The organism is Rubrobacter tropicus (assembly GCF_011492945.1).
Classification (GTDB): domain Bacteria; phylum Actinomycetota; class Rubrobacteria; order Rubrobacterales; family Rubrobacteraceae; genus Rubrobacter_D; species Rubrobacter_D tropicus.
In genome coordinates, this window is record NZ_CP045119.1 from 1,605,388 (window position 1) to 1,629,147 (window position 23,760).

21 protein-coding genes and 1 pseudogene are annotated in these 23,760 nt (G+C 68.8%); 1 reads left to right on the forward strand and 21 read right to left on the reverse strand.

From position 1 onward, the window contains the following. Positions 1-5: 5 nt before the first annotated feature. Entirely contained in the window at positions 6-1,196 is a 1,191-nt protein-coding gene (locus tag GBA63_RS07875; protein ID WP_166175006.1) for a low temperature requirement protein A, read from the reverse strand. 82 nt (positions 1,197-1,278) lie between these two features. On the opposite strand from GBA63_RS07875, the pseudogene GBA63_RS07880 reads away from it, so the two are divergent. After that, positions 1,279-2,173, forward strand: a pseudogene (locus GBA63_RS07880) (DUF5996 family protein). 60 nt (positions 2,174-2,233) lie between these two features. Here GBA63_RS07880 and GBA63_RS07885 read toward each other — a convergent pair. The 20 genes from GBA63_RS07885 to GBA63_RS07980 all read right to left on the reverse strand — a co-directional run bounded on the left by GBA63_RS07885 (position 2,234) and on the right by GBA63_RS07980 (position 23,748). Next, positions 2,234-3,823, reverse strand: coding sequence for a Na+/H+ antiporter (locus tag GBA63_RS07885; protein ID WP_166175008.1), 1,590 nt, complete (start codon positions 3,821-3,823; stop codon positions 2,234-2,236). Between the two features lie 3 nt (positions 3,824-3,826). After that, a complete protein-coding gene (locus GBA63_RS07890; RefSeq protein ID WP_228282497.1) occupies positions 3,827-4,756 on the reverse strand; it encodes a zinc-binding dehydrogenase in 930 nt (309 codons plus the stop codon). A gap of 58 nt (positions 4,757-4,814) precedes the next feature. Continuing rightward, positions 4,815-5,081, reverse strand: a complete 267-nt coding sequence (locus tag GBA63_RS07895) for a ubiquitin carboxyl-terminal hydrolase 14 (RefSeq protein WP_166175012.1) — start codon at positions 5,079-5,081, stop codon at positions 4,815-4,817. 19 nt (positions 5,082-5,100) lie between these two features. Beyond that, positions 5,101-5,493, reverse strand: coding sequence for a nuclear transport factor 2 family protein (locus tag GBA63_RS07900; protein WP_166175013.1), 393 nt, complete (start codon positions 5,491-5,493; stop codon positions 5,101-5,103). Further along, positions 5,490-7,076 carry an MFS transporter gene (locus GBA63_RS07905; protein ID WP_207957138.1) on the reverse strand — a complete coding sequence of 529 codons (1,587 nt, stop codon included), beginning with the start codon at positions 7,074-7,076 and terminating at the stop codon, positions 5,490-5,492. The genes GBA63_RS07900 and GBA63_RS07905 overlap by 4 nt, the downstream gene beginning before the upstream one ends. A gap of 49 nt (positions 7,077-7,125) precedes the next feature. Continuing rightward, positions 7,126-7,704 (reverse strand): DUF924 family protein, encoded by a 579-nt coding sequence (locus tag GBA63_RS07910; protein ID WP_166175015.1) that lies wholly within the window; start codon positions 7,702-7,704, stop codon positions 7,126-7,128. Beyond that, positions 7,694-8,281, reverse strand: coding sequence for a DNA integrity scanning protein DisA nucleotide-binding domain protein (locus GBA63_RS07915; protein WP_166175016.1), 588 nt, complete (start codon positions 8,279-8,281; stop codon positions 7,694-7,696). Before GBA63_RS07915 ends, GBA63_RS07910 begins: the two co-directional genes overlap by 11 nt. 4 nt (positions 8,282-8,285) lie before the next feature. Continuing rightward, entirely contained in the window at positions 8,286-9,698 is a 1,413-nt protein-coding gene (locus GBA63_RS07920; RefSeq protein WP_166175017.1) for a sensor histidine kinase, read from the reverse strand. After that, complete coding sequence (locus GBA63_RS07925) at positions 9,674-11,128, reverse strand: ATP-binding protein (protein ID WP_166175018.1); 1,455 nt, start codon at positions 11,126-11,128, stop codon at positions 9,674-9,676. The genes GBA63_RS07920 and GBA63_RS07925 overlap by 25 nt, the downstream gene beginning before the upstream one ends. Beyond that, positions 11,125-12,534 carry a sensor histidine kinase gene (locus GBA63_RS07930; protein WP_207957139.1) on the reverse strand — a complete coding sequence of 470 codons (1,410 nt, stop codon included), beginning with the start codon at positions 12,532-12,534 and terminating at the stop codon, positions 11,125-11,127. The genes GBA63_RS07925 and GBA63_RS07930 overlap by 4 nt, the downstream gene beginning before the upstream one ends. Position 12,535: 1 nt before the next feature. Continuing rightward, positions 12,536-14,197, reverse strand: a complete 1,662-nt coding sequence (locus GBA63_RS07935; protein WP_166175019.1) for an FAD-dependent oxidoreductase — start codon at positions 14,195-14,197, stop codon at positions 12,536-12,538. A gap of 200 nt (positions 14,198-14,397) precedes the next feature. Continuing rightward, positions 14,398-15,030: an alpha/beta hydrolase gene (locus GBA63_RS07940; RefSeq protein ID WP_166175021.1), complete on the reverse strand. Its 633-nt coding sequence runs from the start codon at positions 15,028-15,030 to the stop codon at positions 14,398-14,400. Further along, positions 15,027-15,974 carry a ring-cleaving dioxygenase gene (locus GBA63_RS07945; RefSeq protein WP_166175023.1) on the reverse strand — a complete coding sequence of 316 codons (948 nt, stop codon included), beginning with the start codon at positions 15,972-15,974 and terminating at the stop codon, positions 15,027-15,029. Before GBA63_RS07945 ends, GBA63_RS07940 begins: the two co-directional genes overlap by 4 nt. Before the next feature lie 419 nt (positions 15,975-16,393). Further along, the gene (locus GBA63_RS07950; RefSeq protein ID WP_166179957.1) at positions 16,394-18,055 is read right to left on the reverse strand and encodes an ABC transporter ATP-binding protein; all 1,662 of its coding nucleotides are present in this window, start codon (positions 18,053-18,055) and stop codon (positions 16,394-16,396) included. Between the two features lie 118 nt (positions 18,056-18,173). Further along, positions 18,174-18,542, reverse strand: coding sequence for a DNA polymerase ligase N-terminal domain-containing protein (locus tag GBA63_RS07955; RefSeq protein WP_166175025.1), 369 nt, complete (start codon positions 18,540-18,542; stop codon positions 18,174-18,176). Position 18,543: 1 nt separating this feature from the next. Next, positions 18,544-20,328 carry an ABC transporter ATP-binding protein gene (locus GBA63_RS07960; RefSeq protein ID WP_207957141.1) on the reverse strand — a complete coding sequence of 595 codons (1,785 nt, stop codon included), beginning with the start codon at positions 20,326-20,328 and terminating at the stop codon, positions 18,544-18,546. 8 nt (positions 20,329-20,336) lie between these two features. Next, positions 20,337-20,750, reverse strand: a complete 414-nt coding sequence (locus tag GBA63_RS07965) for a PPOX class F420-dependent oxidoreductase (protein ID WP_166175027.1) — start codon at positions 20,748-20,750, stop codon at positions 20,337-20,339. A gap of 31 nt (positions 20,751-20,781) precedes the next feature. Beyond that, positions 20,782-21,687 (reverse strand): LLM class flavin-dependent oxidoreductase, encoded by a 906-nt coding sequence (locus GBA63_RS07970; RefSeq protein WP_166175029.1) that lies wholly within the window; start codon positions 21,685-21,687, stop codon positions 20,782-20,784. Next, positions 21,680-23,158, reverse strand: coding sequence for a DHA2 family efflux MFS transporter permease subunit (locus tag GBA63_RS07975; RefSeq protein WP_228282366.1), 1,479 nt, complete (start codon positions 23,156-23,158; stop codon positions 21,680-21,682). The genes GBA63_RS07970 and GBA63_RS07975 overlap by 8 nt, the downstream gene beginning before the upstream one ends. Continuing rightward, positions 23,155-23,748: an NADPH-dependent FMN reductase gene (locus tag GBA63_RS07980; RefSeq protein WP_228282499.1), complete on the reverse strand. Its 594-nt coding sequence runs from the start codon at positions 23,746-23,748 to the stop codon at positions 23,155-23,157. Before GBA63_RS07980 ends, GBA63_RS07975 begins: the two co-directional genes overlap by 4 nt. Positions 23,749-23,760: the final 12 nt, after the last annotated feature.

Below are 23,760 nucleotides of genomic sequence, written 5' to 3' on the forward strand. Positions count from 1 at the left end.
GCGGTTCAACCCCGGTTGCGCAGCCTGGCCCTGAGCTCTTTGTGGCCGAGCGTCTCGTAGGCGGCGAGGGCCGTCAGCAGGACGGCGAGCAGCCCGAGCGAGAGCAGGGCCGGGACGAACAGGGCGGGCAGCAAGAGGACTAGCGCCACGGCCGCGGCGACGAGACGTTCCGCGCTCACGGTGCCATGGTCGCGCAACCTGAAGGCGTTGTGGCCGAGCAGGTAGAGGGCGACCCCGCCGCAGAGGGCGAAGGCCGGGACGGGCTCAAGCGGGTCCCCGATGTGCTCCAGCGTCTTCTTTATCCCGAGCGCGATCAGGATGATGCCGGCGACCATAGGCAGGTGGAGGTAGCTGTAGGAATCGCGGGCGAGCGTCGCCCGCTCCGGACCCCTGGCCCTCTCCAGTTGGCGTTCGGCCGCGAGGGAGACGTGGTCGAAGTACGTCCACCACAGCCCGGCGGCCACCACCACCGCAAGGACGGCCGCGAGCACCACGCCCGGGCCGAGGTCCCCACCCGAGGCGCCGACGCCGACGGCCACTATCGACTCGCCGAGGGCTATGATCATGATCAGGCCGTGCCGCTCGACGAAGTGCCCCGGACTGACGCTAAAGCCCTCGACGCCGAGCACCAGGGCAACGCCGTAGCTCGTCGCCAGCGACGCGGCCCAGAGCGCGGCCTGGGCCGCCCCGTCCGCGAAGCCGGCCGCGACCAGGAGGAGCGGGCCGGCCACGAAGCCGGGTGCGAGGCGGAAGATGGCCACGCTCACGTCCGGGTTGTCGGTCCTGGTGGCGAGCACGTACAGGGCCGAGTGAAGCACCGTTACCACGACCAGGGCCAGGCCGAAGACGACGCCCGTCTTCCCGAACGCCCCGGGCACCGCCAGGGCCGCCACCATCACCGCCGCCATCGCCCCGACCACGACCAGCCGGGCCGGCGTCCGCTCCTCGACCGGCACGGCGTTGGTGAGCCACGCGTACCCCACCCACGGCCACCACAGCGCCGCCAGAATCGCCATTCCGCGCGCGAGACCGGCCCACGTCGGGTCGTCCGCCATGAGCCCCGTCACCTGCGTCAGGGAGAAGACGAAGACGAGGTCGAAGAACAACTCCAGCGGCGTTACCCGCTGCTCGGCGCGTTCCTCGACCGGCCCCCGCGACCCCGCGCGAACGTCGTCCCTGGCGTCCAAATCGGCCATCTCCCGGCGCATTCTATACCGCGCGCTCGTGCTTCGGGTTATATTGTCCCGGGGAGAGGGCTGCCGATAGGAGAAGCGTATGATGTTTGTGGACCGCTTTCCGCCGCTGCCGCTGGACGCGTGGGAGGGGACCAGGGAGACGCTCCACCGCTACGCGCAGGTGGTGGGCAAGATCCGGCTGGCGAACGCCCCGTTCAAGAACCACTGGTGGCACGTCACCCTCTACGTTGACCCCCGTGGCCTGAGTACCGGCCCGATCCCCTACGGCCGCACGAACTTCGAGGTCTGCCTGAACCTTTTAGACAACCGCCTCGAAGCCCGGACGGGCACGGGGGGATCTTTCGGGTTCTCGCTCGACGACCTGCCCGTCGCGGAGTTCTACCGCAAGCTCGTCGGGGGCCTCGCCACCCTCGGCGTCGAGACCTCCATAAACACCCGCCCCTTCGACCTCGACGACGACGAGCCCCTGGACAGGAACCTCGTCCACCGCACCTGCGACGGCGAGTACGCGCGACGGTACTGGGAGATACTCGTCCGGACCACCAACGTCTTCGAGGAGTTCGCCGGCCGGTTCAACGGCAAGCAGAGCCCCGTTCACCTCTTCTGGCACTCCTTCGACCTGGCCCTCGCCCGCTTCTCCGGCAGGCGTGCCCCGGGCGCGAGGGGCCGACCCCGTGACCCGCGAGGCCTATTCGCACGAGGTCATCTCCTTCGGCTTCTGGCCGGGCGGAGGGGACGTTCGTGAGCCCGCCTTCTACTCCTACACCGCCCCCGAACCGCCCGGCCTGACGGACCAGCCCCTCGCGCCAGGCGCGGCCCACTGGCTCCCGGAAGGCGGCACCGCCAACCTCCCCTACGAGGCCGTCCGCCGCAGCGATTCGCCCGGGAAAACCCTCCTGGCCTTCCTGCAGAGCGCCTACGAAGCCGGCGCCCGGACCGCCCGCTGGAACCTCGACGACCTCCGCACCGGGGCGTGAGCCCCGAGACTCACCGGCCAAAAAGCCAAAAGCCGACGGCTGATAGCTGAAAGCTGAAGGCTAGACCTCCAGCCTCGCCTCCTCGAGGTCGAGGTCGCGTTCGACGCGGCGCATGACCTCGTCGTTTATGAAGCCCTCGTTACGCAGGCGCAAGAGCTCCGTGCGTTGGGCGGCGAGGACCTCGTGCTGGAAACGCTGGAAGGCGGTCGAGCGGTCCTCGTAGTCCTCTTCGTCCTCCGATTCGGCGGCGCCGGCGCGGGCGGCGAAGCGGCGCCGGCGGTAGCCGTAGAGGCCGCGCATCCGCTCGGCGGTGTCCTCGCGCACCCACTCCTCCTCGGCCAGCTCGTCCACGCGGGCGACCGCGGCCTCGGCGACGCGGAGGCGGGCCTTCAACTCCTCCCTCTCGTCCAGGCCGTCGCCCCTCACGCCGAGGGTTCGGATCAGGGGCGGCAGGGAGAGGCCCTGCAGGACGAGGGTCGCGAGTATCACGCAGAAGGTGAGGAAGATCAGGAGGTCCCGCTGCGGGAACGGGGCCCCGCCCTGAACGGTGAGCGGGATCGCGAGCGCGGCGGCCAGAGAGACGGCCCCGCGCATACCGCTCCAGGCGACGATGGCCGTGTTGCGCCAGCCGGGATACGGGTCGCGCCCCAGCAGCCGCCGGGAGACCAGGCGCGGCAGGTAGGTCAGGACGAAGACCCACAAGAGCCGCGTCAGGATAACGACCGCCCCGACGAGCGCGCCCCAGAAGACCAGGGTTGCCGTGGGTTCACCGGAGATGCCGTCCAGAACCTGCGGGAGCTGCAGGCCCACGAGGACGAAGAGGACCGCGTTCAGCAGGAACTGCAAGACCTCCCAGACCCCGTAGGCCTCGATGCGCGTGGCCGGCGCGTAGAGCTCCGAGGACCGCCACCCGAGGTAGACGCCCGCCGTCACGGCGGCTATCACGCCGGAGAGGCCGAGTTCCTCGGCCAAAAGGTACGCCGCGTAGCCCGTGAAGAGGGAGATCGTGATCTCGACCATCGCGTCGTCCACCCGCCGGCGCACCTGCGCTATGACCCACGCCACCGCGAGGCCAACCAGGAACCCGCCCGGTCCGGTTAGCAGGAACCCGAGGCCGGCCTGCCACAGCGAGAACGAGCCCTGGACCACGGCGGCAACCGCGAAGCGGTAGAAGACGAGCGCGGTCCAGTCGTTGGTAAGGTTCTCGCCCTCCACGATCGTGATGATCCGGCGCGGCACGCCCAGGCGGCGCAGGATCGTGGCCGGCGCCACGACGTCGGTGGGGGAGACGACCGCGCCGAGCACGAACGCCACGTTCCACGGCAGCCCGATGACCCAGTGCCCCACGGCCGCAACCGTCAGGGCCGTCGCGACCACGAGGCCTATGGCGAGCAGCGAGATCGGGCGCACGTTGGCCCTCAGGTCCCGCAACGAGGAGAAGAACGCCGCCGCGTAGAGGAGCGGCGGAAGGAAGATCAGGAGCACCAGCTCCGGCGGCAGCTCGATGTCGGGCACCCCGGGCACGAACCCGAGCCCGAGCCCCCCCATGACGAGGAAGATCGGGTAGGGGATGCGCGCCGCCCGCGCCGCGAGCGCGAGCCCCGCCACCGCCACCAGCAGCAACAGGATAACGAGCTCGAAGTGCTCCAACTCTTAGCCCTCCACCCGCAACACGGCCTTGCCGGGATACCCGCGGTCGAGCAACCGCCGCGCCACGGGACCCACCTCCGTCCACGGCTCCTCGACGCTGATGCGCGGCGCGAGCCGGCCTTCGGCAACCAGCTTCGTCAGCCGCGCCAGCCCGTCGGAGGCGGGTTTGGCGAGGACCTCGTGGAAGAGGATGAAGCCGTAGAGGCTCGCGCCGCCGGAGAGATAGAAGGCCGAGACGTCGAAGGTCGCCTCGGCGCCGGCTGAAGGGCCGAATGCCACGCAGGTGCCCCTGGGCGAGATCATGCCCATCGCCTCGCCCAGGGGCCCGCCGCCCAAAGAGTCGAGGATCAGGTCGAACGGCCCGAACCTCCCCGCCGCCGCGGCCCCCTCCCCGACGGCCACCTCCGCGGCCCCCGCCTCCCGGACGAGCCCCGCGTGCTCCTCGCGCCTGACGAGCGCGACCGGCCGGGCCCCGCCGAGCGACGCCAGCCCGAGCGCGAAGAGCCCAACCCCGCCCGACGCGCCGGTCACTAGCACGTTGCGCCCCAGCAGCCCGTCCCCCTTCTCCAGCGCGTAGAGCGCCGTGAGCCCCGCCACCGGAAGCGTCGCCGCCTGCCCGAACGAGACGCCGTCCGGCAGCTCGGCGAGGGCGCCCGTCGGAACCACCGCCCGCTCCGCCCAGGCGCCCGACCCTAACAGGCCGACCACGCGGGCGCCTTCGGGCGGGCCCGTGCCGTCCGCCGCGGCCCTCTCCACGATCCCGGCGAGGTCCCAGCCGGGACGGAAGCCGGGCTCGGCCGTCTGCGAGCGGCGCACCTCCCCACGGTTCAGCGAGACCGCAAAGACCCGCACCAGCGCCTCCGAGGGGGTCGGCTCCGGCTCCTCCACCTCTCCCAGGCCCAGGCGGGCCGTCGCGCTCTCGTTTACTATCACCGCGCGCAAACCGAACCTCCCCAGGTTAAACGACGTTTCCACCGGCCGCTATGGCCGTTCAGCGGCGGGGCTCCATGACCACCTCGTCGACGTAACACCAGATCCAGTCCTCGCCCGGCTGGAAGGATCGCACGATCGGGTGCTCCGTGGCGTGGTAGTGCTTCGTGGCGTGCCTGTTTTTGGACGAGTCGCAACAACCCACGTGTCCGCAGGAGAGGCACTCCCTGAGGTGGACCCAGGTGTCGCCCGTCTGGAGGCACTCCTCACACCCTTCGGCGCTGGGCTCGACGTCTTTGATCTGGTCCAGGTGCGTACAGGTCTGCACGTTTCTCCTCTCGCCGGGGTCATCCCTGCCCGACTCTGTCGGACTCTTCCAGCCCCGCGGCCCGCAGGGCGTCTTCCAAATCGTCGTGCCGGACCACGGCCGCAACGAGGCCGTCTCGCACCCTAAAGACCGTCGCGACGGTCGCCCCCCCGGTCTTCTCTCCCGTGTCGGCGTCCCGCCACGTCGCTTCTTCCTCCACGACCACGGTCCTCCCGCCACGGAACGAGCGAAGGGGCTCGAGGCGGATGTTCGCCCGCCCCACCCAGTCCTTCAGCACTTGCCGGCCCATCGCCGGGCCCCGCGGTCCCCCGAGCTCGACGTCGGGGTGCGAGAGGGCCGCGAGGCGTTCCGCGTCGCCGGCGTTCAGGGCCTCGTGCCAGGCCAGGACGGCTTCGAGGTCCGGGGCGCTCACGCTGGGGCGGCCTCAGCGTCGGACTGCCCGGCCTCCTGCGTCCGGGCCGGGCTGCCCTTGCCCTCGATGATGAGGGCCGCCGCGAGGGCGCTCAGGAGGGCGAGGCCGGCCGCCACATACATGGCGAGGCGGAAGCCGGAGAGGAACGCCTCGTCCACGGCGCCCTCGATCTCTGCGGCCTGCTGTCCTCCCACGCCGGGCGGCGGCTCGGCGGCCCCGAGGTCCGGCTTCTCCCGCTCCATCGCCGCCTGCTGGGAGGGGGAGAGGTCCACCTGCGCCAGGCGGGAGTCCAGGGCGGACGAGAAGGCGGCGAAGACGAAGACGCCCATCAGGGCGACCGCGAGCAGGCTCGCGGTCCTGGAGACCGCGTTGTTCACGCCGGAGGCCAGGCCAGAGTGGCGGCCCGAGACGGCATTGAGCGCCGTCGTGGTCAGCGGGGCTATTACCAGCGACATCCCGAACCCCATGACGACCACCGCCGGGAAGAACGTGGTCCAGTACGACCCGCCCGTGCCCGGCAGGGCGAAGAGGAAGAAGCCGACGGCGGTTATGACGGGGCCGACGGTCAGGGGCAGCTTCGGGCCGACGGACGTCACCAGCCCGCCAGACCAGCGCGACATCAGGAACGTGAGCACTATGAAGGGCAAAAAGGCGCTGCCCGCCGCCGTCGCCGAGTAGCCGTGCACCTGGATCAGGACGAACGGGAAGAAGTACAGAGCCCCGCCCAGGCCCATGTAAAGGAGCAACGTCAGCAGGTTCGCCCCCGAGAAGTTGCGGGAGCGGAACAGCGAGAGCGGCATCATGGGCTCGCGGCTGCGGCCCTCGACGAAGACGAAGAGGACGAGCGACCCGACGCCTATCAGCAGGGGCAAAAAGACCAGCGGGCTCGCGAAGCCGCGGCTGGTGCCTTCGATCAGGCCGAAGACCAGCCCGCCGAGGCCGACGGTGCCGAGCGCCGCGCCAGGCAGGTCGAGCCGGCGGGCGTCGGGGTCGCGGCTCTCGGGGACGTGGCGCAAGGAGAGGTAGAAGATCAGGGCCGCCAGCGGCACGTTTATCAGGAACGCCGCCCGCCAGGAGACGTTGTCTATGAGGAAGCCGCCGACTATCGGACCCAGGGCCGCCGTAACGCCCGAGAAGCCGGACCACGTGCCGATGGCCCTGCCGCGGTCGGCCTCGGAGAACGAGGCGCTTATGATGGCCAGAGAGCCCGGGATCATGAGCGCCCCGCCGACGCCCTGGACGGCCCGCGCCGCTATGAGCTGCCCGGGGTTCGGCGCCAGGCCGCACCACAGCGAGGCGACCGTAAAGAGGCCGACGCCGAACAGGAAGATCCTGCGCCGCCCGTAGTGGTCGCCCAAAGAACCGCCTACCAGGATCAGGGCCGCGAGCATCAGGGCGTAGGACTCGACGATCCAGAGCGCGTCCACGGCGCTCGCGTTCAGCTCCTGCTGTATCCGGGGCAGGGCGACGTTCGTGATCGTGCCGTCCATGAACCCCATCCCGGAGGCCAGGATGGTCGCGGCCAACACCCACGGCCCCGAGGACGCCGCGCACGGCGAAGCCCCGTCGCTTGACCTGATCACTCCTTCATCGCATGGCGGTCTGCCGGCGTAAGACAAAAGCGTCTCCTCCTCAGTACGAAGACCCCGGCCGCGTCAGAAACTCCGCCTCCTCCGGCGTCGTCTCCCGACCCAGTAAGGCGTTCCTGTGCGGAAAACGCCCGAACCTCTCCACGATGTCCCTGTGCCCGACCGCGTACTCGACCACGTCCGGCCCACCCGGCTCGCCCGCCAGCCCCTCGAAGAGCTCCACCGACCGTCTCTGGTCCTCGACGCTTTCTGAGTGCATGAAGGGCATGTAGAGGAACATTCTTTGAAGAGCCGGCAGCTCCCGGTCCAGCGCGCGCCCGATGGCGTCCTTCGCCGCGTCGAGGGCCTTCGCGTCCGTCGCGTGGGTCCTCGCGTCGCCGCGGAACATGTTGCGTGGGAACTGGTCGAGCGCGATGACGAGCGCCAGGCAGCCCTCCGCCTCCTCGCGCCAGTGGTCCAACTTACCGGCGGCGGCCTGCTCGTACAGGTCTTCGAAGCGGTCCGTTACCTCGCGGTCGAAGGTTTCGTCCTTCCGGAACCACTCGCTCCTGAACTCGCCGTATCCCGGGTCTCCCTGCGTGCCAAACCAGAAAGCGAGGACTTCTAACGGGCTAGTCCGCACGCGAGATCACCGCCACCTCGTCGTCCCGGCGGGTGAGGGTCTGGCCTTCGACGCGGCTCCTGTAGCCCTCGATCATCCACAGCTCCGGGACTATCTCCGTGACGAGCTCCCCGTCGTCGAACATCCTGACCATCGAGCTTTCGGAGACGACGACCGCGACGGCGTCGGTCTGCTGGGAGATGGAGGCGCCCGCCATGTGGCGGCTGCCGAGCCCGAGGGGGACGTTCAGGCTGTCGGAGGCCGCGTCTATGTAGCGGGCCGCCGAGAGGACGACGCCGGCGTTCGAGACGACGAAGGCGCCGTCGAGCTGGGCCAGCTCCTTTATCGTCTCGCGCGTGTTCGGGTCGTCTATGTACTTGTCCTCGTCCGGGTGGCCCTGCAGGGGGTCCAGGATCATGGGCTTCGAGCGCCGCATCACCTCGCCCGAGTCGCCCACGACGAAGAGAGTCCCGATCTTGCGCCCCTCACGCCCCTCGCGCGCGATCTCGACCGCGAGCGAGACCACCTGCTCCAGCACCCGCGTGTTGACGTCCCGCCTCTCCGAGCAGATCTCCTCGTATATCCTCGATCTCGCCATTTCCTCATCCTCCGTTCTGCGTTTGAATCTCCAGCGGCAACCGCACGGCGAAGCGCGTCCGCCCCGGCCCGGTCTCCAGGTGGATCTCACCCCCGTGCCCGACGACGATCCGCCGAACCACGTCGAGCCCGAGCCCGGCCCCCGAACCGACCTCTTTGGTGGTGAAGAAGGGCTCGAAGACGCGGCCCTCTATCTCGGGCGGTATCCCGGGCCCGTCGTCCTCCACCTCCACGACGACCGCGCCCCCGTCCCTGAAAGCCCGCACCCTGATGCCGCCCCCGCCCGCCACGGCGTCCGCGGCGTTGTCGAGCAGGTTGGTCCAGACCTGGTTCAACTCCCCGCCGCGGCCTGGCACCTTCGGCAGCCCCTCCTCGTACTCCCGCGCGACGGAGACGCCCCTTAGCTTGTGGCCGAGTACGGTGATGGTGTTCTCCAGGCCCCGCGCCACGTCCACCTCCGAGTGCGTCGCCCGGTCCATGTAGGTGTACTCTTTCATCGCGCCGACGAGCCGCGAGACGCGGCCGACGCTCACCGAGAGCTCCCGCGTGAGCCCCGAGAGCTCCAGAGTTCCCGCGAGCCACCGGACGGCCCCCGTAAGCTCCCCCCCGGAAGAAGCGGACAGGCCTTCTAGATCCCGTTCCTCCACGCCGGCCGCTGACAGCGGCGGGGCCAGGTCCCAGGAGTCCTCGACGCCGCGGTCTTCTAGCCAGGAGGCGAGGGCGTCCTCGGCGTCGCTCGAAGAGAGCGGGTCCCGCGTGGTGGCGGGGCGGGACGTGATCTCCCGCAGCAAGCCGGCGAGGCCCTCGCGGCCTTCGGCGGAGAAACGCGCGTCGTGTTCGAGGGCGCTGAGCTGGGCGGCGAGGATCGCGTCGCCGAGCTCCTCGGAGGCCCGGCTGGCCGCGGCGGCCGGGTTGTTGAGCTCGTGGGCGAGGCCCGCGGAGAGCTTGCCTAGCGCGGCGAGCTTCTCCTGCTGGCGGAAGGCCCGCTGCGTGACCCTCATGCGCTGCGCCAGGCCGGAGATGAAGGCGTCGCCCAACTCGGGCCTCTCGACGGCCAATCGCCGGAAGGTCCCGGCGTCTATCTCGATGACCCGGGTCGGGGCGTTGGCGCGCGCCCGGTGTATGGACCTCTTGCCGGTCAGGACCGCGAGGCCGCCCGTGAACTCGCCCGGTCCGTGGGTGACGAGCCTGGTCTCCTCCGCGCCGTCGAGGCGTGAGATCCCGACCTCCCCCTCGACCACGACGTAGAAGCTGTCGACGACACCCTTCTCGTCGAAAAGGTAATCGCCCTCCTCCAGCTGCAGCTCCCTCCCGTAGCCGGAGAGCACCCCGAGCTGCGCGTGGGTCAGGCGCTGCTCCTCCTGGTCGGCCCGCGTCTCGTTCGGGGCGCGCACTATCGCCCGGCCTCCAGCGACCACTCGACGTCCAGCGCCTCGCCGCCGCCCGCCGGGCCTTTCACCGGCAGCCGGACCTCGAAGCGCGTGGCGCCCGGCTCGGAGACGACGTGTATGTCCCCGCCGTGGCGACCCACCACGATCCTGTAGCCGACGTCGAGGCCGAGACCCGTGCCGGCGCCCACGTCCTTGGTGGTGAAGAAGGGCTCGAAGATTCGGCCCCTGATTGGTTCCGGGATGCCCGGCCCGTCGTCGGAGATCTCAACCAGCACCCGGTCCCCCTCGCACGTCGTCCTGATCCCGACGCGCCCTTTGCCACCCTCGACGGCGTCGATGGCGTTGTCGAGGAGGGCGGTCCAGACCTGGTTTAGCTCGCCGCCGTAGGCCACTACCGGCGGTAGGTTGGGGTCCAGGTTTCGCCGGACTTCGATGCCGCCGAGCTTGTAGCCGAGCACGGAGAGGGTGTCCAGGAGGCTTTGGTTCACGTCCACGTCCTGCAGGGGCGCCCGGTCCATGTACGAGTAGCCCTCCATCGTGCGCACGATCTCGGAGACCCGCCCCGCGCTCCCCTCGACCTCGTCGAGCAGGCCCGAAACCCCGATAACCGCCCCCAGATACCGCAGCGCGTCGGCGCGTACCGCGGGCGGCACGCTTTCGGCGACGGAGTCGAGGTCCCCGGTGCCGAGCCCCGCGTCGACGAAGGTCGGCGCGAGCTCCCAGGCGTCGGGGAGCCCCGAATCCTCCAGCCAGAGGGCCAGCTCGTCCTCCTTCTCGCTCACCTCCAGGGCGTCCAGGGGAGTCGAGGTCCTTGGGCCGGAAAGCCTGACGACCGCGGCTTCGAGCGCCTCCAGCGCGGAGGGGTTCAACCCGCCGCGGGCCGCGGCGTGGGCCAGGCGCCAGCCCAGGGAGCGCAGCCTGGCGAAGTTCTCGCGCAGTCCCTCCGCGGAGCGGCGGGTCGCGGAGGCGGGGTTGTTCAGTTCGTGGGCGAGGCCCGCCGCCAGGGTGCCGAGGGAGTCGAGCTTCTCGCGCTGGCCGGCGACGGACTGGAGGAGCTGGACGCGCTCGGCCATGGTATGTAGGATCGTCTGGCTGAAAGGGCCGTTCTTCGTTAGCAGCCGACGGAAGAGGGCGTTCGGGATCAGGAACATCCGGCAGTCCGTTAGCGCCCTTCCCGAGGCCATGAAGGGCGAGCCCGCCAGCAAGGGCACCTCGGCGAAGAAGCTCCCCGGCGTGTAGACGTTGAGGACCGTCTCCCCGCCGTCGGCGGTCTTTTTCGTGATCCTGAGGTCCCCCTCCAGGATCACGTACAGGTGCTCGACGGGCTCGCCCTCGCGGCCGTTCACCTCGCCGGCCCGAACGATTTTCTCCACGCCCTGCTCCAAAACACGCCCGAGCTCCTCGTCCGAGAGCCCGTCGAAGAGCGGCACCCGGCGCAGCTCCTCCAGCGTCGTCACGACGCCCCCCGGGTGTCGGGCGCGATGGGCAGCCTGACCTGAAAACGCGTGTCGCCCGGCCGCGACTCGACCCGAATGTCTCCCCTGTGGTCATCGACGACCACCCTGCGGCTGATGTCCAGCCCGAGACCCGTTCCCTTGCCGACGTCCTTGGTGGTGAAGAAAGGCTCGAACATCCTGCTCCGTATCTCTTCCGGTATGCCCGGCCCGTCGTCGCCGACCTCCACCAGCACCCGGCCGTTCTCCCTGGCCGTCCGTACCAGGATCCTGCCGTGTCCCCCGACCGCGCCGATGGCGTTGTCGAGGAGGTTCGTCCAGACCTGGTTCAGCTCCCCCGCGTGCCCGCACACCGGGGGAAGCCCGGCCTCGTACTCGCGGACGACCTTTACGTCGCCCTTCTTGAGCTTGTGGCCGAGCATGACGAGGGTGCTGTCGAGGCCCGCGTGGACGTCGACCTCCTTTGAGGCGGCCTTGTCCATGTGGGTGTAGGTCTTGATGGCCCGCACCAGCTCGGAGATCCGGGACGAGCTCTCCTCGATCTCGCGGAGCAATCCGTCTCCGGACACCACGGAAGCGAGCCATCCCAGCACGTCCCCCAAGGCCTCCTGGGGCAACCGTCCGGACAACCCGTCCAGCCGCGCCACGTCCAGCCCCGCGCCGACGAGGGTGGGGGAGACGTCCCAGGCACCCTCTACCCCCCGGTCCTCCAGCCACAGCGCCACCTCGTCTTCGAGGTCGCTCCGGTCCAGGGAGTCGAGGGTCGGCGCGGGAAGTTCCGATACCCGAGTCGGCAGGTCGGCCACGAGCGACCGTTGTTCGGCGTCGAGCGGCAGGGCGCCGAGCTTCGCGGCCTTCTCCGATGAAAAGCGGAAGGTTTGCCTGGCTTCGGCGGCGGCACGGCTGATGGCGGCGGCGGGGTTGTTCAGTTCATGGGCGAGGCCCGCGGCCATGGTGCCGAGCGAGATCAGCTTCCCGTGCCGCTGGCTTACGGACTCGTGCAGCTCGGCCCGCTCGACCGAGGTCGCGAGGATGCCGCGCAGGACCTCGGGGCAGATCCTGAGCATCTCCCAGAACTCCGTCTTGTCCAGCTTGAGGAGCCTGGCATCCGTGACGGCGCGGCCCGTGGTCGGGTAGGGGGCGTCGAGCACCATTATGAGCTCCGCGAAGATCGCGCCCGGACCTAGCGCCACGACGAACGCTTCCTCCCGCCCTACCTTGCGGGTCCACTCCGTCTCGCCCTCCAGGATCACGTAGAACCCGTCGGGCGGGTCGCCCTGACGGGCGATGACGTCGCCCGCCGCGAGCCGGACCTCTTGCGCGCGCTCCGCGATCCATTCGAGCCGCTCTTCCGGGAGATTTTGAAAGAGCCCTACGGTGCGCAGGCAGTCCAAAGCGCGCGTCTCCACCCTAGATCTCCATCAAGTACTGGTGGACGAACTGGACGGCGATGGAGCCTTCCCCGACCGCGGAGGCGCAGCGTTTGATCGAGCCGTGCCGCACGTCCCCCGCAACGAAGATGCCCGGCACGCTCGTCTCGAGCAAGAACGGGTCCCTGTCGGGCCGCCAGCCTTTCGGCCGCTTGCCGCCTGTCATGAGGTCCGGACCGGACAGGATGAAGCCCCGCCCGTCCCGCTCGACGGTGCCGTCGAGCCACCCCGTCTTCGGGACCGCCCCTATAAAGATGAACAGCGAGTTCGCGGGCACGGTCTCGGTCTTCCCCGAGACGGAGTCGCTGATAGTGACCTTCTCCAGGTGCCCGTCGCCCTCGACGGCCGAGACGCTGCTGTTGGTTATGACCTCTATGTTCCCGGTCTCCTCTATCTGCTTTACCAGGTACTCGGACATGCTCTTGCGCAGGTCGCCCGAGCGGCAGAGAAGCGACACCTTGCTCGCCTGCCCGGAGAAGAACATCGCGGCCTGGCCTGCGGAGTTGGCCCCGCCGACTATGTAAACGTCCTCGTCCTTGCAGGAGAACGCCTCGGTCTGGGCCGCGCCGTAGTAGACGCCACGGCCGGTCAGGTTCTCCTCGCCCGGGACGTCGAGGCGGCGGTAGGAGACGCCGGTCGTGATGATGAGGGCGTAGCAGGAGATCTCCGTCCCGTCTGTCAGCGTGACTATCCTGTATGGGTCCTCCACCCGCACGTCGCTTACCTCCTGGGGCGTGAGGATCTCGACCTCGAACCTGCGGGCCTGGTCCACGGCCCGCCGCGCGAGATCCGCCCCGGACAACCCCCGCGGGAACCCGAGGTAGTTCTCGATGCGGCTGCTCGTCCCCGCCTGCCCCCCGGGCGCCTCCCGCTCCACGAGCACCGTGTTGAGCCCCTCGGAAGCCCCGTACACCGCCGCCGCCAGCCCCGACGGGCCGCCGCCCACGATCACGAGGTCGTAGAACTGCTGCTCGGCGCGGGTCTGGAGCCCGATCTTCTCCGCTATCTCCCGGTTCTCGGGCGCCTCCTCGTAGGACCCGTCCTCGTAAACCACGAGCGGCAACCTGGGCGATCCGTGGTCCGCGTTGGCCACGACCTGCCGCGCCTCCTCGGACGCCTCGACGTCCAGCCACCTGTAAGGAACGCGGTTTCGGGCCAGGAAATCTCTGGTCCGGTGCGACGACGGTGACCAGCGGTCTCCGACGACCCGGATCCCCTCGAACGGCGGCCTGTAGTCCGCCCGCCAGTCCTCGAGTAACTCGTCCAGACTGGGATACAAGTTCTGATCCGGCGGGTCCCACGGCTTCTGCAGGTAGTAGTCGAGCCCGACCTCGTTTATGGCCCGGATGGCCGCCTCGGTGTCCGAGTAGGCCGTAAGCAGCGCCCGCTTGGCGTCCGGGAACCGCCCGATCGCCTCCTCCAGAAACTCCACACCTGTCATCCGCGGCATCCTCTGGTCGACCAGAAACAGCGCCACGGGATCCCCCCGCAGCTTCAGCTTTCCCAAAGTGTCGAGCGCCGACTCGCCCGAGTCGGCCCTCAAAACGCGGTAGTCCTTCGCGTACCGCCGCCTGAGGTCCCGCTCTACGGCCCGCAGGACCTGAGGGTCGTCGTCCACCGCCAGTATCACCGGCTTCGCCATGCCGCCCCGCCCTTCAAAATGCGATTGTTAAATGCTTGTTTCAGCCCCAAATCCGCGCCCTATCAGCGCTGAGAAAAATTGTAGCACCACTGGCAACCTAGCCATTCGGGTGGGTGTTGGCCGATTGCTGGGCATGGTTACAGGGGGTCGAGATCCACGTACCTGTTGGCGCGAAATGGTCTTAGTTCAGACTGGTCCGGTCATTGGACGGTTCGCGTGAGCCAGCCTCGTGCTTCTTCGAGCTCTTCGTAGGTGAGGGGGTGGCCTGTGTTCTTCCAGCGCAGGTCGAGGTTGGCGCCCGCTTGGCGCAGGATCCCGGCGAGGCGCTCGGTGTTGTCCGGCGGGATCATGGTGTCCCGCCTGCCGGCGGCCAGGAAGACCGGTACGCCGGAGAGGTCCGGCATCTCCTCCGGCTCGAAGGGGACCATCGCCCGGAAGAGGACGGCGGCGCGGAGCAGGTTCGGATGTAGCAGCATGAGGCTCGCGGCTATGTTGGCGCCGTTGGAGTAGCCGACGGCGACGAGCTTCGCGCTGTCGAAGCCGTACTGGTCTGCGGCTTGGCTTACGAAGTCCGCCAACTCGTGCGTCCTGAAGACCAGGTCTTCGTGGTCGAAGACGCCCTCGGCGAGGCGGCGGAAGAAGCGGGGGGCGCCGTGTTCGGAGACCTTGCCCCGGGGGCTCAAGATCGCGGCGTCGGGGAGGAGTTGTTGGCCGAGCGGGATCAGGTCGTCCTCGTTCCCGCCCGTGCCGTGTAGAAGGAGAAGCGTAACGCCGGACCCGTCCCGCTCGCCCGGCAAATAGTTGTGAACAAAGCCCGCGATCTCGGCGCTCATGCTTCCTCCTTGCCGGGTACCCGTATCGGGGCGAGCACGTCTTCTATCTCGCCTCTACGCTCTTCGAGCCAGGGCGGGAGCTTGAGCGCCTCGCCGAGGTGGTCCGGGTCCTCGTCGGCGGCGAAGCCCGGCGGGTCGGTGGCGATCTCGAAGAGGACGCCACCGGGCTCGCGGAAGTAGATGGACCGGAAGTAGTTCCGGTCGAGCACGGGCGTTACGTCGTGGCCGAGCCCGGCTACTTCTTCCCTTACTGCCAGGTGCGTCTCCTCGTCGGGCACGCGGAAGGCGATGTGGTGGACGGTGCCGACGCCCGTGCCGCCCCTCGGGAAGCCAGAGGCGTCCATCACGTCGACCAGGTTGCCGGGGCCGCCGTCGCCCGCCGCGAGGCGCACCCTGTTCTCGGCTTCGTCGATTTGCCTGAAGCCGAGGTGGTCCGTCATGAGCCTGACGGTTCGTTCGGCGTCGCGGACGGCAAGGGCGGCGTGGTGGAAGCCGCGGATGGAGTGCTCGGCAGGGGTCGGGCCGCCGTAGCCCGCCCGACGGTCTTCGGCAGCGACGATCTCCAGCCGCAGGCCGTCGGGGTCCTCGAAGGCGAGGACCGTGTCGCCGAAGCGGTCGCGGGGCTTCTCGAAGCGAACGCCGCTCTCGACGAGGCGTTCGGTCCAGTAGCCGAGGGAGGCCGAGGGTATCGAGTACGCGGTGGTGACGACCTGTCCAGAGCCCACGCGGCCCCGCGGGGCGCCCTCCCAGGGGAAAAAGGTCATGATGGTGCCGGGGTTCCCGCCGCCGTCGCCGTAGTAGAGGTGGTAAGTGCCAGGGTCGTCGAAGTTCACGGTCCTCTTGACCAGCCGGGTCCCCAGGACGCCCGCGTAGAAGTCCACGTTCCGCTGCGGCCCGCCGCTTATCGCGGTGATATGGTGAATACCCGATGTCCCAGTGCTCATCTATCTCCCGTCCATAGGTCTCTCTCGCGTCTGCCCGATTCGCCGCAAGAATGTTAGCACCGACTTCTTCGACGAATTGCCAGGGAGTTAGCGTGTCAGCCCGCTCCGGCTTCGCCTCCGCTCTCAGCACGCTTGGGCCTGCTCCGCAGGCCTCGCTCTCAGCCTGTCAGCTCTCAGCCTGTCAGCTCTCAGCCTGTCAGCTCTCAGCCTGTCAGCTCTCAGCCTGTCAGCTCTCCGCCTGTCAGCTCTCCGCCATGCAGAACCCGACCGGGCCGCGCATCGCGAGGCGTTTCGGGTGTCGGAAAGCGTAACGTGCACAGACGACTGGCTGACAGGCTTAAAGCGGAAGCCGAAGGCTGGAGCGTGCTGACGAGGCGCGAAGCGCCGGGCTTAAAGCGGAGCCCTTAGGGCGCAGCGTGCTACGAGGCCTTCTGGCCTCGTCGGTAGAGGTCAGCGTAGAGGCCGTTTTGCGCGAGGAGTTCGTCGTGGGTGCCGCGTTCGGCGATGCGGCCCTCCCTGACGGTAAGGATCTGGTCGGACGTTCGGATCGTGCTCAGGCGGTGCGCTATGACCACGCTCGTCCTGCCTTTCAGGAGCGTGGCGAGCGCGTCCTGGATGACCTTCTCCGTCCGCGTGTCTATGTTGCTCGTGGCCTCGTCGAGGATCAGGATGCGCGGGTCGGTCAGCACGGCCCTCGCGAACGAGAGCAACTGCCGCTGACCCTGGCTCAACGACCCGCCGCCCTCCCCGAGCTCCGTCTCGTAGCCTTCGGGAAGCTCGGTTATGAAGCCGTGGGCGCTGACGGCCCTCGCCGCGGCCTCCACTTCCTCCTGGGAGGCGTCGAGGCGGCCGTAGCGGATGTTGTCCCCGATGGTGCCGGAGAACAGGAACGACTCCTGCAACACCATCCCGATGTTCTCTCGAAGGTCCTTGCGGGCGTACTGCTCCACGTCCCGACCGTCGATACTTACCGTCCCCTCGGTCGCGTCGTAGAAGCGGGGGATGAGGTTCGCTATGGTCGTCTTGCCTGCGCCCGTCGGCCCGACGAGCGCGACGGTCTGGCCGGGCTGGATCTCGAAGCCCACGTCTTCGAGCACGGGGCGGCCGGGCTCGTAGGCGAAGGTGACGTTCTCGAAGGTTATGCGGCCTTCCACGGCGTCGACCTTGCGAGCCCGGGGCGGGTCGTCGGGTTCCGGTTCCTCGTCGAGGATGTTGTAGATGCGTTCGGCGCCGGCGAGGGCGGCCTGGGCCTGGGTATAGACCTGGGAGGCCAACTGGACGGGACGGAAGAATTGCTGGACGTAGATCAGGAACGCCGTAAGCACGCCCACGGAGACGGAGCCCGCGAAGACCAGGTAGCCCCCGTAGCCTATGACCAGCGCCGTCGCCAGCGTCGAGAGGACGTCTATGGCGGGGGCGAACGCGGAGGTGATCGCCACCGCCTGCACGTTGGCGTCCCTGTTGGCGGCGTTGCGCTCCCGGAAGCGCGCGATGTTCCTCTCCGTCCGGTTGAACGCCTGCGCCTCCCGGACGCCCACGATGTCCTCCTGCAGGCCGGCGGACACGTCCCCGACCGTCTCGCGGGTGAGGCGGAAGGCCTTGCGGGCCCGGCGGGCGAAAAACGACGTCGTCAGTAGCATGATGGGGATGATGGAGAAGCAGGCGAGGGCCAGGTTCCACTGCAAGACGAGCATCGCCACCAGTATCCCGATCAGGCTAAACAGCGAACCGAGCAGCTGCGTGATCCCCTGCGAGAAGAGCTGGTTCAGGGTGTCGACGTCGTTGGTGACCCGGCTCATCACGTCGCCGACGGGCCGCCGGTCGAAGAAGCGCAAGGGAAGGTGCTGCAGCCGGTCGAAGATGCGCTCCCGCAACGAGGCCAGCAGCCGCTGCGACACGGACCCGACGCCGAAGACCTGCCCCCGCGAGGCGACGGTGCCGACCGCGTACACAGCCAACAGCAAGAGCATCGTCCGCGAGAGACCTGCAAAATCTCCCTCCAGGATGTAGAGGTCGATGGCGCGCCCGATCAGCCACGGCCCGCCCGCCTGCGCCACGGCCCCGAGCACCACGAGAACCATCACCCAGGGGAGCGTGCGTTTGTAAGGAGAGAGCTCCGAGATGAGGCGCCTGGCCGTATTGCGCCTGTCTTCGGCCTTCTCCTGCGGCGCCCCGGCGATGGACTGGATCCCCCTGATCTCAGGCCCCCTGTTTCATCTTATGTACCAACCAGTTTTTGCCGGCGCGGAAGATCGAGTATTTACCCTTGAGGCGTCTACCGTTGAAGGTGACGATCACCATATCCTCCCCGAACTCCTCGGCCTCGTACGTGCCACCGTCCCAGATGCTCTTCTTCACGGCCCCAGGCACGCCTTCGACCGGCGTCCCGTCCTCGACGATCAGGTGGGAGAGGTCGTGGTCATCGACGCGAATGGCGAGGCGGTTCTTTGTCGGGTCTTCCGGCATGCCTTTCGGGACGGCCCAGGAGACGAGGGCGCCGTCCCTTTCGAGGCGCAGGTCGAAGTGGTGGCTCGTTGCGTAGTGCTCCTGGACCACGAACCGCGGCACCCTAACCGTCGCTCCCCGTCGTGACCGCCTCCTCAACGAGCTGGGAGCCCAGGATCTCGTTGTACAGTTCGGAGTCGCGGCGCAGTTCTTCGTGCGTGCCCATCGCGCCGATCCTGCCCTCGTCGAGGACCAGGATCAGGTCGGCGTCACGAACCGTCGAGACCCGCTGGGCTATCACGAAGACCGTCCGGTGCTTCTCGCGCATCAGCCCGTCCAGGGTCTCCTGGATCGCCGCCTCGGTCTCCGCGTCGACAGCGGACGTGCTGTCGTCGAGGATGAGCAGGCGCGGGTCCACCAGGAGCGCCCGCGCTATGGCGATCCTCTGCCGCTGCCCGCCTGAGAGCCCCACGCCGCGTTCCCCGATCACGGTGTCGTACCCGTCGGACAGCCCCCGGATAAAACCGTCGGCCTGGGCGGCTTCGGCGGCGGCCCTGACCTCCTCGTCGGTGGCGTCGGGTTTGCCGAAGGCCACGTTGTCCCGGACTGAGCCCGAGAAGAGACGGGCCTCCTGGAGGACCATCCCGATCTGGGACCGCAAGGAAGAGAGCGTAACGTCGCGCACGTCGTTCCCGTCGAGCCTGACGGCGCCGCCCGTCACGTCGTAGAACCGCGGCAGCAGGTTGACGAGCGTCGACTTGCCAGAACCCGTCGTGCCGAGGATGGCGACGGTGCTGCCCGGCTCGATCTCGAAGCTGACGCCGTCCAAAACTTCGCGCTCGCTCCCCGGATAACGGAACGAGACGTTGTCGAACTTGACCCTGCACTCGACGGGAGGCAGGGGGGAGGCGTCGGGTTTGTCCGTGACCTCCAGGGGCGCGTCCAGGATCTCGAACACCCGTGTGGCCGAAGCCCCGGCCCGCGAGATGCTCGCGGACAGGAAGCCTATCGTAAGTATCGGGAAGAGCATGAAACCTAGCAGGGTGTTGAACGCGACGAGCTCCCCGATGGAGAGCCCGCCGTTTATTACCTGCCAGCCGCCGAACCACACTATCGCCAGCGTCCCGACGTTGGCGAGCAAGAAGACGAAGGGGAAGTTGTTCGAGAAGACGCGGACGGTCTGGAGGTTCTTGTCGAGAAGCTCGTCGTTGACGGCCTTGTAGCGGGCGGTCTCGTAGTCCTCGCGTGCGAAGGCCCTGATCACGCGCACCCCCGAAAGGTCTTCTTGCAGCACGGTGTTGAGCCTGCCCAGCGTCTGCTGGACCTGCCCGAAGAGTGGCCGAATGAGCCCCACGAACCGGACGAGCAGCAGGGCTATCAAAGGGACCACGGCGAGCGCGACGAGCGCCAGTTGCCAGTCCAGGTAAAAGAGCAGGGCCGCCGAGCCGACGAGCATTACCACCGCGTTGGCGAGTTGGACGACGCCGGAGCCTGCGAAGGACCTTATCTGCTCGACATCGTTGGTGAGCCGTTGGACGAGTTGGCCCGTCTGGACCCGGTCGTAGTAGCTGAACGAGAGCCGCTCCATCTGCCCGAACAGCGCGTCGCGCAAATCGTACGCGACCCCCTGGGAAGCCCTCTCGGCCAGGTATCCCTGCAAGAACGTGAACAGCCCTCGCGCCAGCGCCACCGCGACGAGACCTGCCACCGCGTAGACGAGGACGTCGGCCCTCCGGGGGGCGATGCCCGTGTCGATCGCCCGGCCTACGAGGAGCGGGGCCACAAGGCTGGCCCCCGAGACGAGCATCAGGGCCAGCGCCGCGCCGATGCTCTCCCGCTTGTACGAGCGCAAAAAACCCAGCGCCCGCCTGAGCGCTCCCGGGCCCTGGGCTCGCTCCTCGCCGGCCAAGCGGTCTTCTACGCGCCCATCTGGGTAGTGTGACGCGGCCTCACGTGGACTACCACGCGCTCGTCGCCCGGCTGGTGGAACGGGTAGACGTCGCGGCCCATGTACTTCTTGGCCATCGCGTTTATGAAGTCGTTGTCCGGGTCCTCCTCGATGCGGTCCACCTCGCCCCGGATCTCCAGGTAGCGGTACGGGTTCTCGGGGTCAACGATAGAGAGGGCCAGCCGAGGCTCCCTGCCCAGGTTCCTGTACTTCTGGCGGGTCTTCGTCTGGCTGAACTGTATGTTCTCCCCGTCCCAGCCGAACCAGACGGGGTTGTTCTGCGGCTCGCCGTTGGGGCCGAGCGTCGCGACGTGGACCAGGGCCGTGCTCTCGAGCAGGTCCCTGTATCCCTCGGGTATCCCGGTCCTTCCGTTCTCGGTCACGCATACTCCTCTCTCGTTTTTTGCGTGAACCTCAAGAGTTTAGCCCGGCTCCGCGTTCGCGGGCCACGGCCTCCCGAACGCCGGGCACCACCTCGTTTGCGAAGAGCTCCACCTGGCGCCCGTGGTCCCGGTTCGGCCAGTACACGAACGTGTCCATGCCGTATTCGAGGACGAAGCCAGCGAGCGTCTCGATCCACTTCTCGGCGGAACCTTCGAGCCGGCCTTCGCCCTCCGGGCCGATGTTGCCCGAGACGTTGTAGACGCGCTTTATCCCGGAGGGATCTCGTCCCGCTTCGGCGGCCCCTTCGTCTATCTTCTCGTGCATCCCAGGCAGGCGTCCGGGCGGGGAGAACCCGAGGGAGGGGACCCAGCCGTCCGCCTTGCGCCCGATCAGGCCGAGCATCCGCGGCCCGTAAGCCCCGACCCAGATGCCGATGTCGTGCGCCGGCGGCGGACCGGGACGCATCCCCTTTAATGAATAGAACTCGCCCTCGAAGCGCAGGCTGCGTTCCCCGCTCCAGACCATGCGCATCACTTCTATGGCCTCCTCGGTTGACCTGAGGGCTTCTCCGGGGCTACGGCGGGGGCCGCCCATGCCGACGACCGCGTCCCAGAAGGCGCCGGCCCCCAGCCCGACCTCGACCCTCCCGCCGGAGATAGCGTCGAGCGAGGCCGCGGCCTTCGCCAGCATCACGGGCGGCCTCAAGGGCAGGTTCGCGACGTCGGTAAAGAAGCGCACGTTCCCCGTGACGGGTACGAGGGTCGAGATGAGCGTCCACGTGTCCAGGAACCGCCGCTGGTAAGGGTGGTCCTGAATGCCGACGAGGTCCAACCCCGCGCGGTCGGCGGTAGTGGCCATCCTCGCCGCGAAGTCCGGGGGGTCCGCCAGCGGCTCCACGCTGACGCCGAACTCTAGCGCCCTGCCGTAATCAGGCATCTTTGCCCCCTTTCCCCCCTTTCCCTACGCTTTTCTTGAGGCCGAAAGCGGCGACGAACGAGACGACCGTCGCGGCGGTCAGGAGCAGGAATGCGTCCGAGAACGGGGCTGAGCTCGCGACGAAGAGGGGGTTCAGCGCCCCCGATTCGGACCCCTGACGCACGGCAAGGAAGGTTGCGGCGACGGCCGGCCCGAACCCGCCGCCCAGAAAGAAGAGCATCTGGTAGATGCCGAGCCCGACCCCGCTCTCCTCGGGGGACAACGAGGCCGCCGCGGCGTTCGCGTTCGGCGAGTTGACCATCGAGAAGCCCACGCTCAGGCCGAGCATCCCGACCGCCACGGCCACGGCAGAGGCCCCCGCGGCGAACGCGGAGACGGAGAAGGTCGAGAGCCCGATCACGACGAGCCCCACCCTCACCAGCGTCCGCGGCCCGAACCTGTCCGAGAGCCTGCCCGCGATGGGGGAGAGGACGGCAACGACGAGCGCCCCCGGCGCGAGCACCAGCCCGATGCCCGCCGCGGACAACCCGTTGACCTCCGAGAGCAGCAGCGGCACGAGCACCAGGCTCCCCACGTTGCAGAACATCATGAAAAAGCCCGTGACCGAAGCCGCCAGAAATGCCTTGTTCCGAAACAGGTGGGGCGTGACGAACGGGTCCGAAGCCGCCCGGATGCGCCACGCGAAGAACGCGGCGAGGAACCCGGCCGCGACGAAGCTGCCCCAGGAGATCGGGGACGAGAACCCGACGACCTGTCCCTGCGTGACCCCGAAGAGCGCGAGCCCGGCGGCGAGCGCCAGCGAGAGGCCGCCCGGAACGTCGAAGTGCTGCACGGCCGCCATAAACCCTGCCGGCTTGGTCGATCCGCCATCGGCGGTGCCCGGCAGGGCGTAGAGGGCGCCCGGGATGAGCAGCGCGGCGAGCAAAAGGGTCAGGTAGAAGAGGACGTGCCAGCCGGTCAGCCCCGCCACGAAGCCGCCGAGCACGGGGCCTATGGCGGCCCCCGCCCCGACGCTCGAGGAGAGCAGGCCGAGCGCCGTGCCCCGGCTCCCGGGCGGCAGCGCCTTGGCTACGGAGGCGAAGCCCAAAGCCGGTATCGCCGACGCACCGGCGGCCTGCAGGACGCGTCCCGCGACCAGCAGCGGCAGGCTCGGCGCCAGCGCGCAGGCCAGCGAGCCGGCGGCGAGCAGCAACAGGCCCAGGGCGAACGTGTAGCGGAGGCTGTAGAGGTCGGCGATGCGCCCGTAGAGCGGGATGCCGACGGCGAAGACGAGGAGGTACCCCGTGATTACCCAGCCGGCCTGCCCCTGCGTCGCCCCGTAGTCCTGCCTGATGTCCGGGACGACGACGTTGACGAAGGTCTGGTTTAGAACCGAGATCAGGATAGCCGTCACGACGACGATGAGGAGCAGGCGCGTGTTCCTTTGCCCCGCCCGCTCCTCCGCGTCCATCGCCTGCCCGGCCGCGCTCAACCCGCGACCCCGACGAGCTCCGTCCCGGCCGGGCCGCCACGCGCCGCCAGCCCGCCGGCGAGGTCCACGACGAGCCCGCCCAGGCTATCCAGACGCCGGCCGTACGACTCGTCCGTCACCGCTCCGGAACCGTCGGTGCGCTGCCAGGCCTTCGGGATGGAGACCACGAGCGGCGCGACGACGCCCCGCAGCGCGTGGACCACGTGGACCATGGCGCCCGTAGCGTTTGCCCCGGCCTGCTCCCCGCCCGCGGTGGAGATGAGCCCCACCACCTTCCCGTCGAAGTACGGGTGCTCTCCGCCGGAGAGGAACTGGGCGAAGTCCAGCGCGTTCTTCGTGACGCCCGCCAGCGTCCCGTGGTAGGCCGCGGTGCTCACGATGACGGCGTCCGCCCCGCGCAGCGCCGCCACGAGGCGCTCCGCCCCGGGCCCGTGCTCTTCGAGCGGCAGGCCCGGCTCGTACATCGGCAGGTTCAGCTCCCGGAGATCCAGAATCTCCGTATCGGCGCCCGCCTCCCCCGCCGCCGCGAGCGCCCTCCCGAGCGCCCCGAGGCTCGCAGAACCCTCCCGCAGCGTGCCGCCTATGCCCACGACCTTCAAACG

Coding starts and splice junctions, on each gene's coding strand:
- GBA63_RS07935 (WP_166175019.1), bottom strand. CDS start 14,197: ATGGCGAAGCCGGTGATACTGGCGGTGGACGACGACCCTCAGGTCCTG.
- GBA63_RS07950 (WP_166179957.1), bottom strand. CDS start 18,055: ATGGTTCTCGTGGTGCTCGGGGCCGTGGCGCAGGCGGGCGGGCCGTGG.
- GBA63_RS07875 (WP_166175006.1), bottom strand. CDS start 1,196: ATGGCCGATTTGGACGCCAGGGACGACGTTCGCGCGGGGTCGCGGGGG.
- GBA63_RS07970 (WP_166175029.1), bottom strand. CDS start 21,687: ATGCCTGATTACGGCAGGGCGCTAGAGTTCGGCGTCAGCGTGGAGCCG.
- GBA63_RS07940 (WP_166175021.1), bottom strand. CDS start 15,030: ATGAGCGCCGAGATCGCGGGCTTTGTTCACAACTATTTGCCGGGCGAG.
- GBA63_RS07945 (WP_166175023.1), bottom strand. CDS start 15,974: ATGAGCACTGGGACATCGGGTATTCACCATATCACCGCGATAAGCGGC.
- GBA63_RS07915 (WP_166175016.1), bottom strand. CDS start 8,281: ATGGCGAGATCGAGGATATACGAGGAGATCTGCTCGGAGAGGCGGGAC.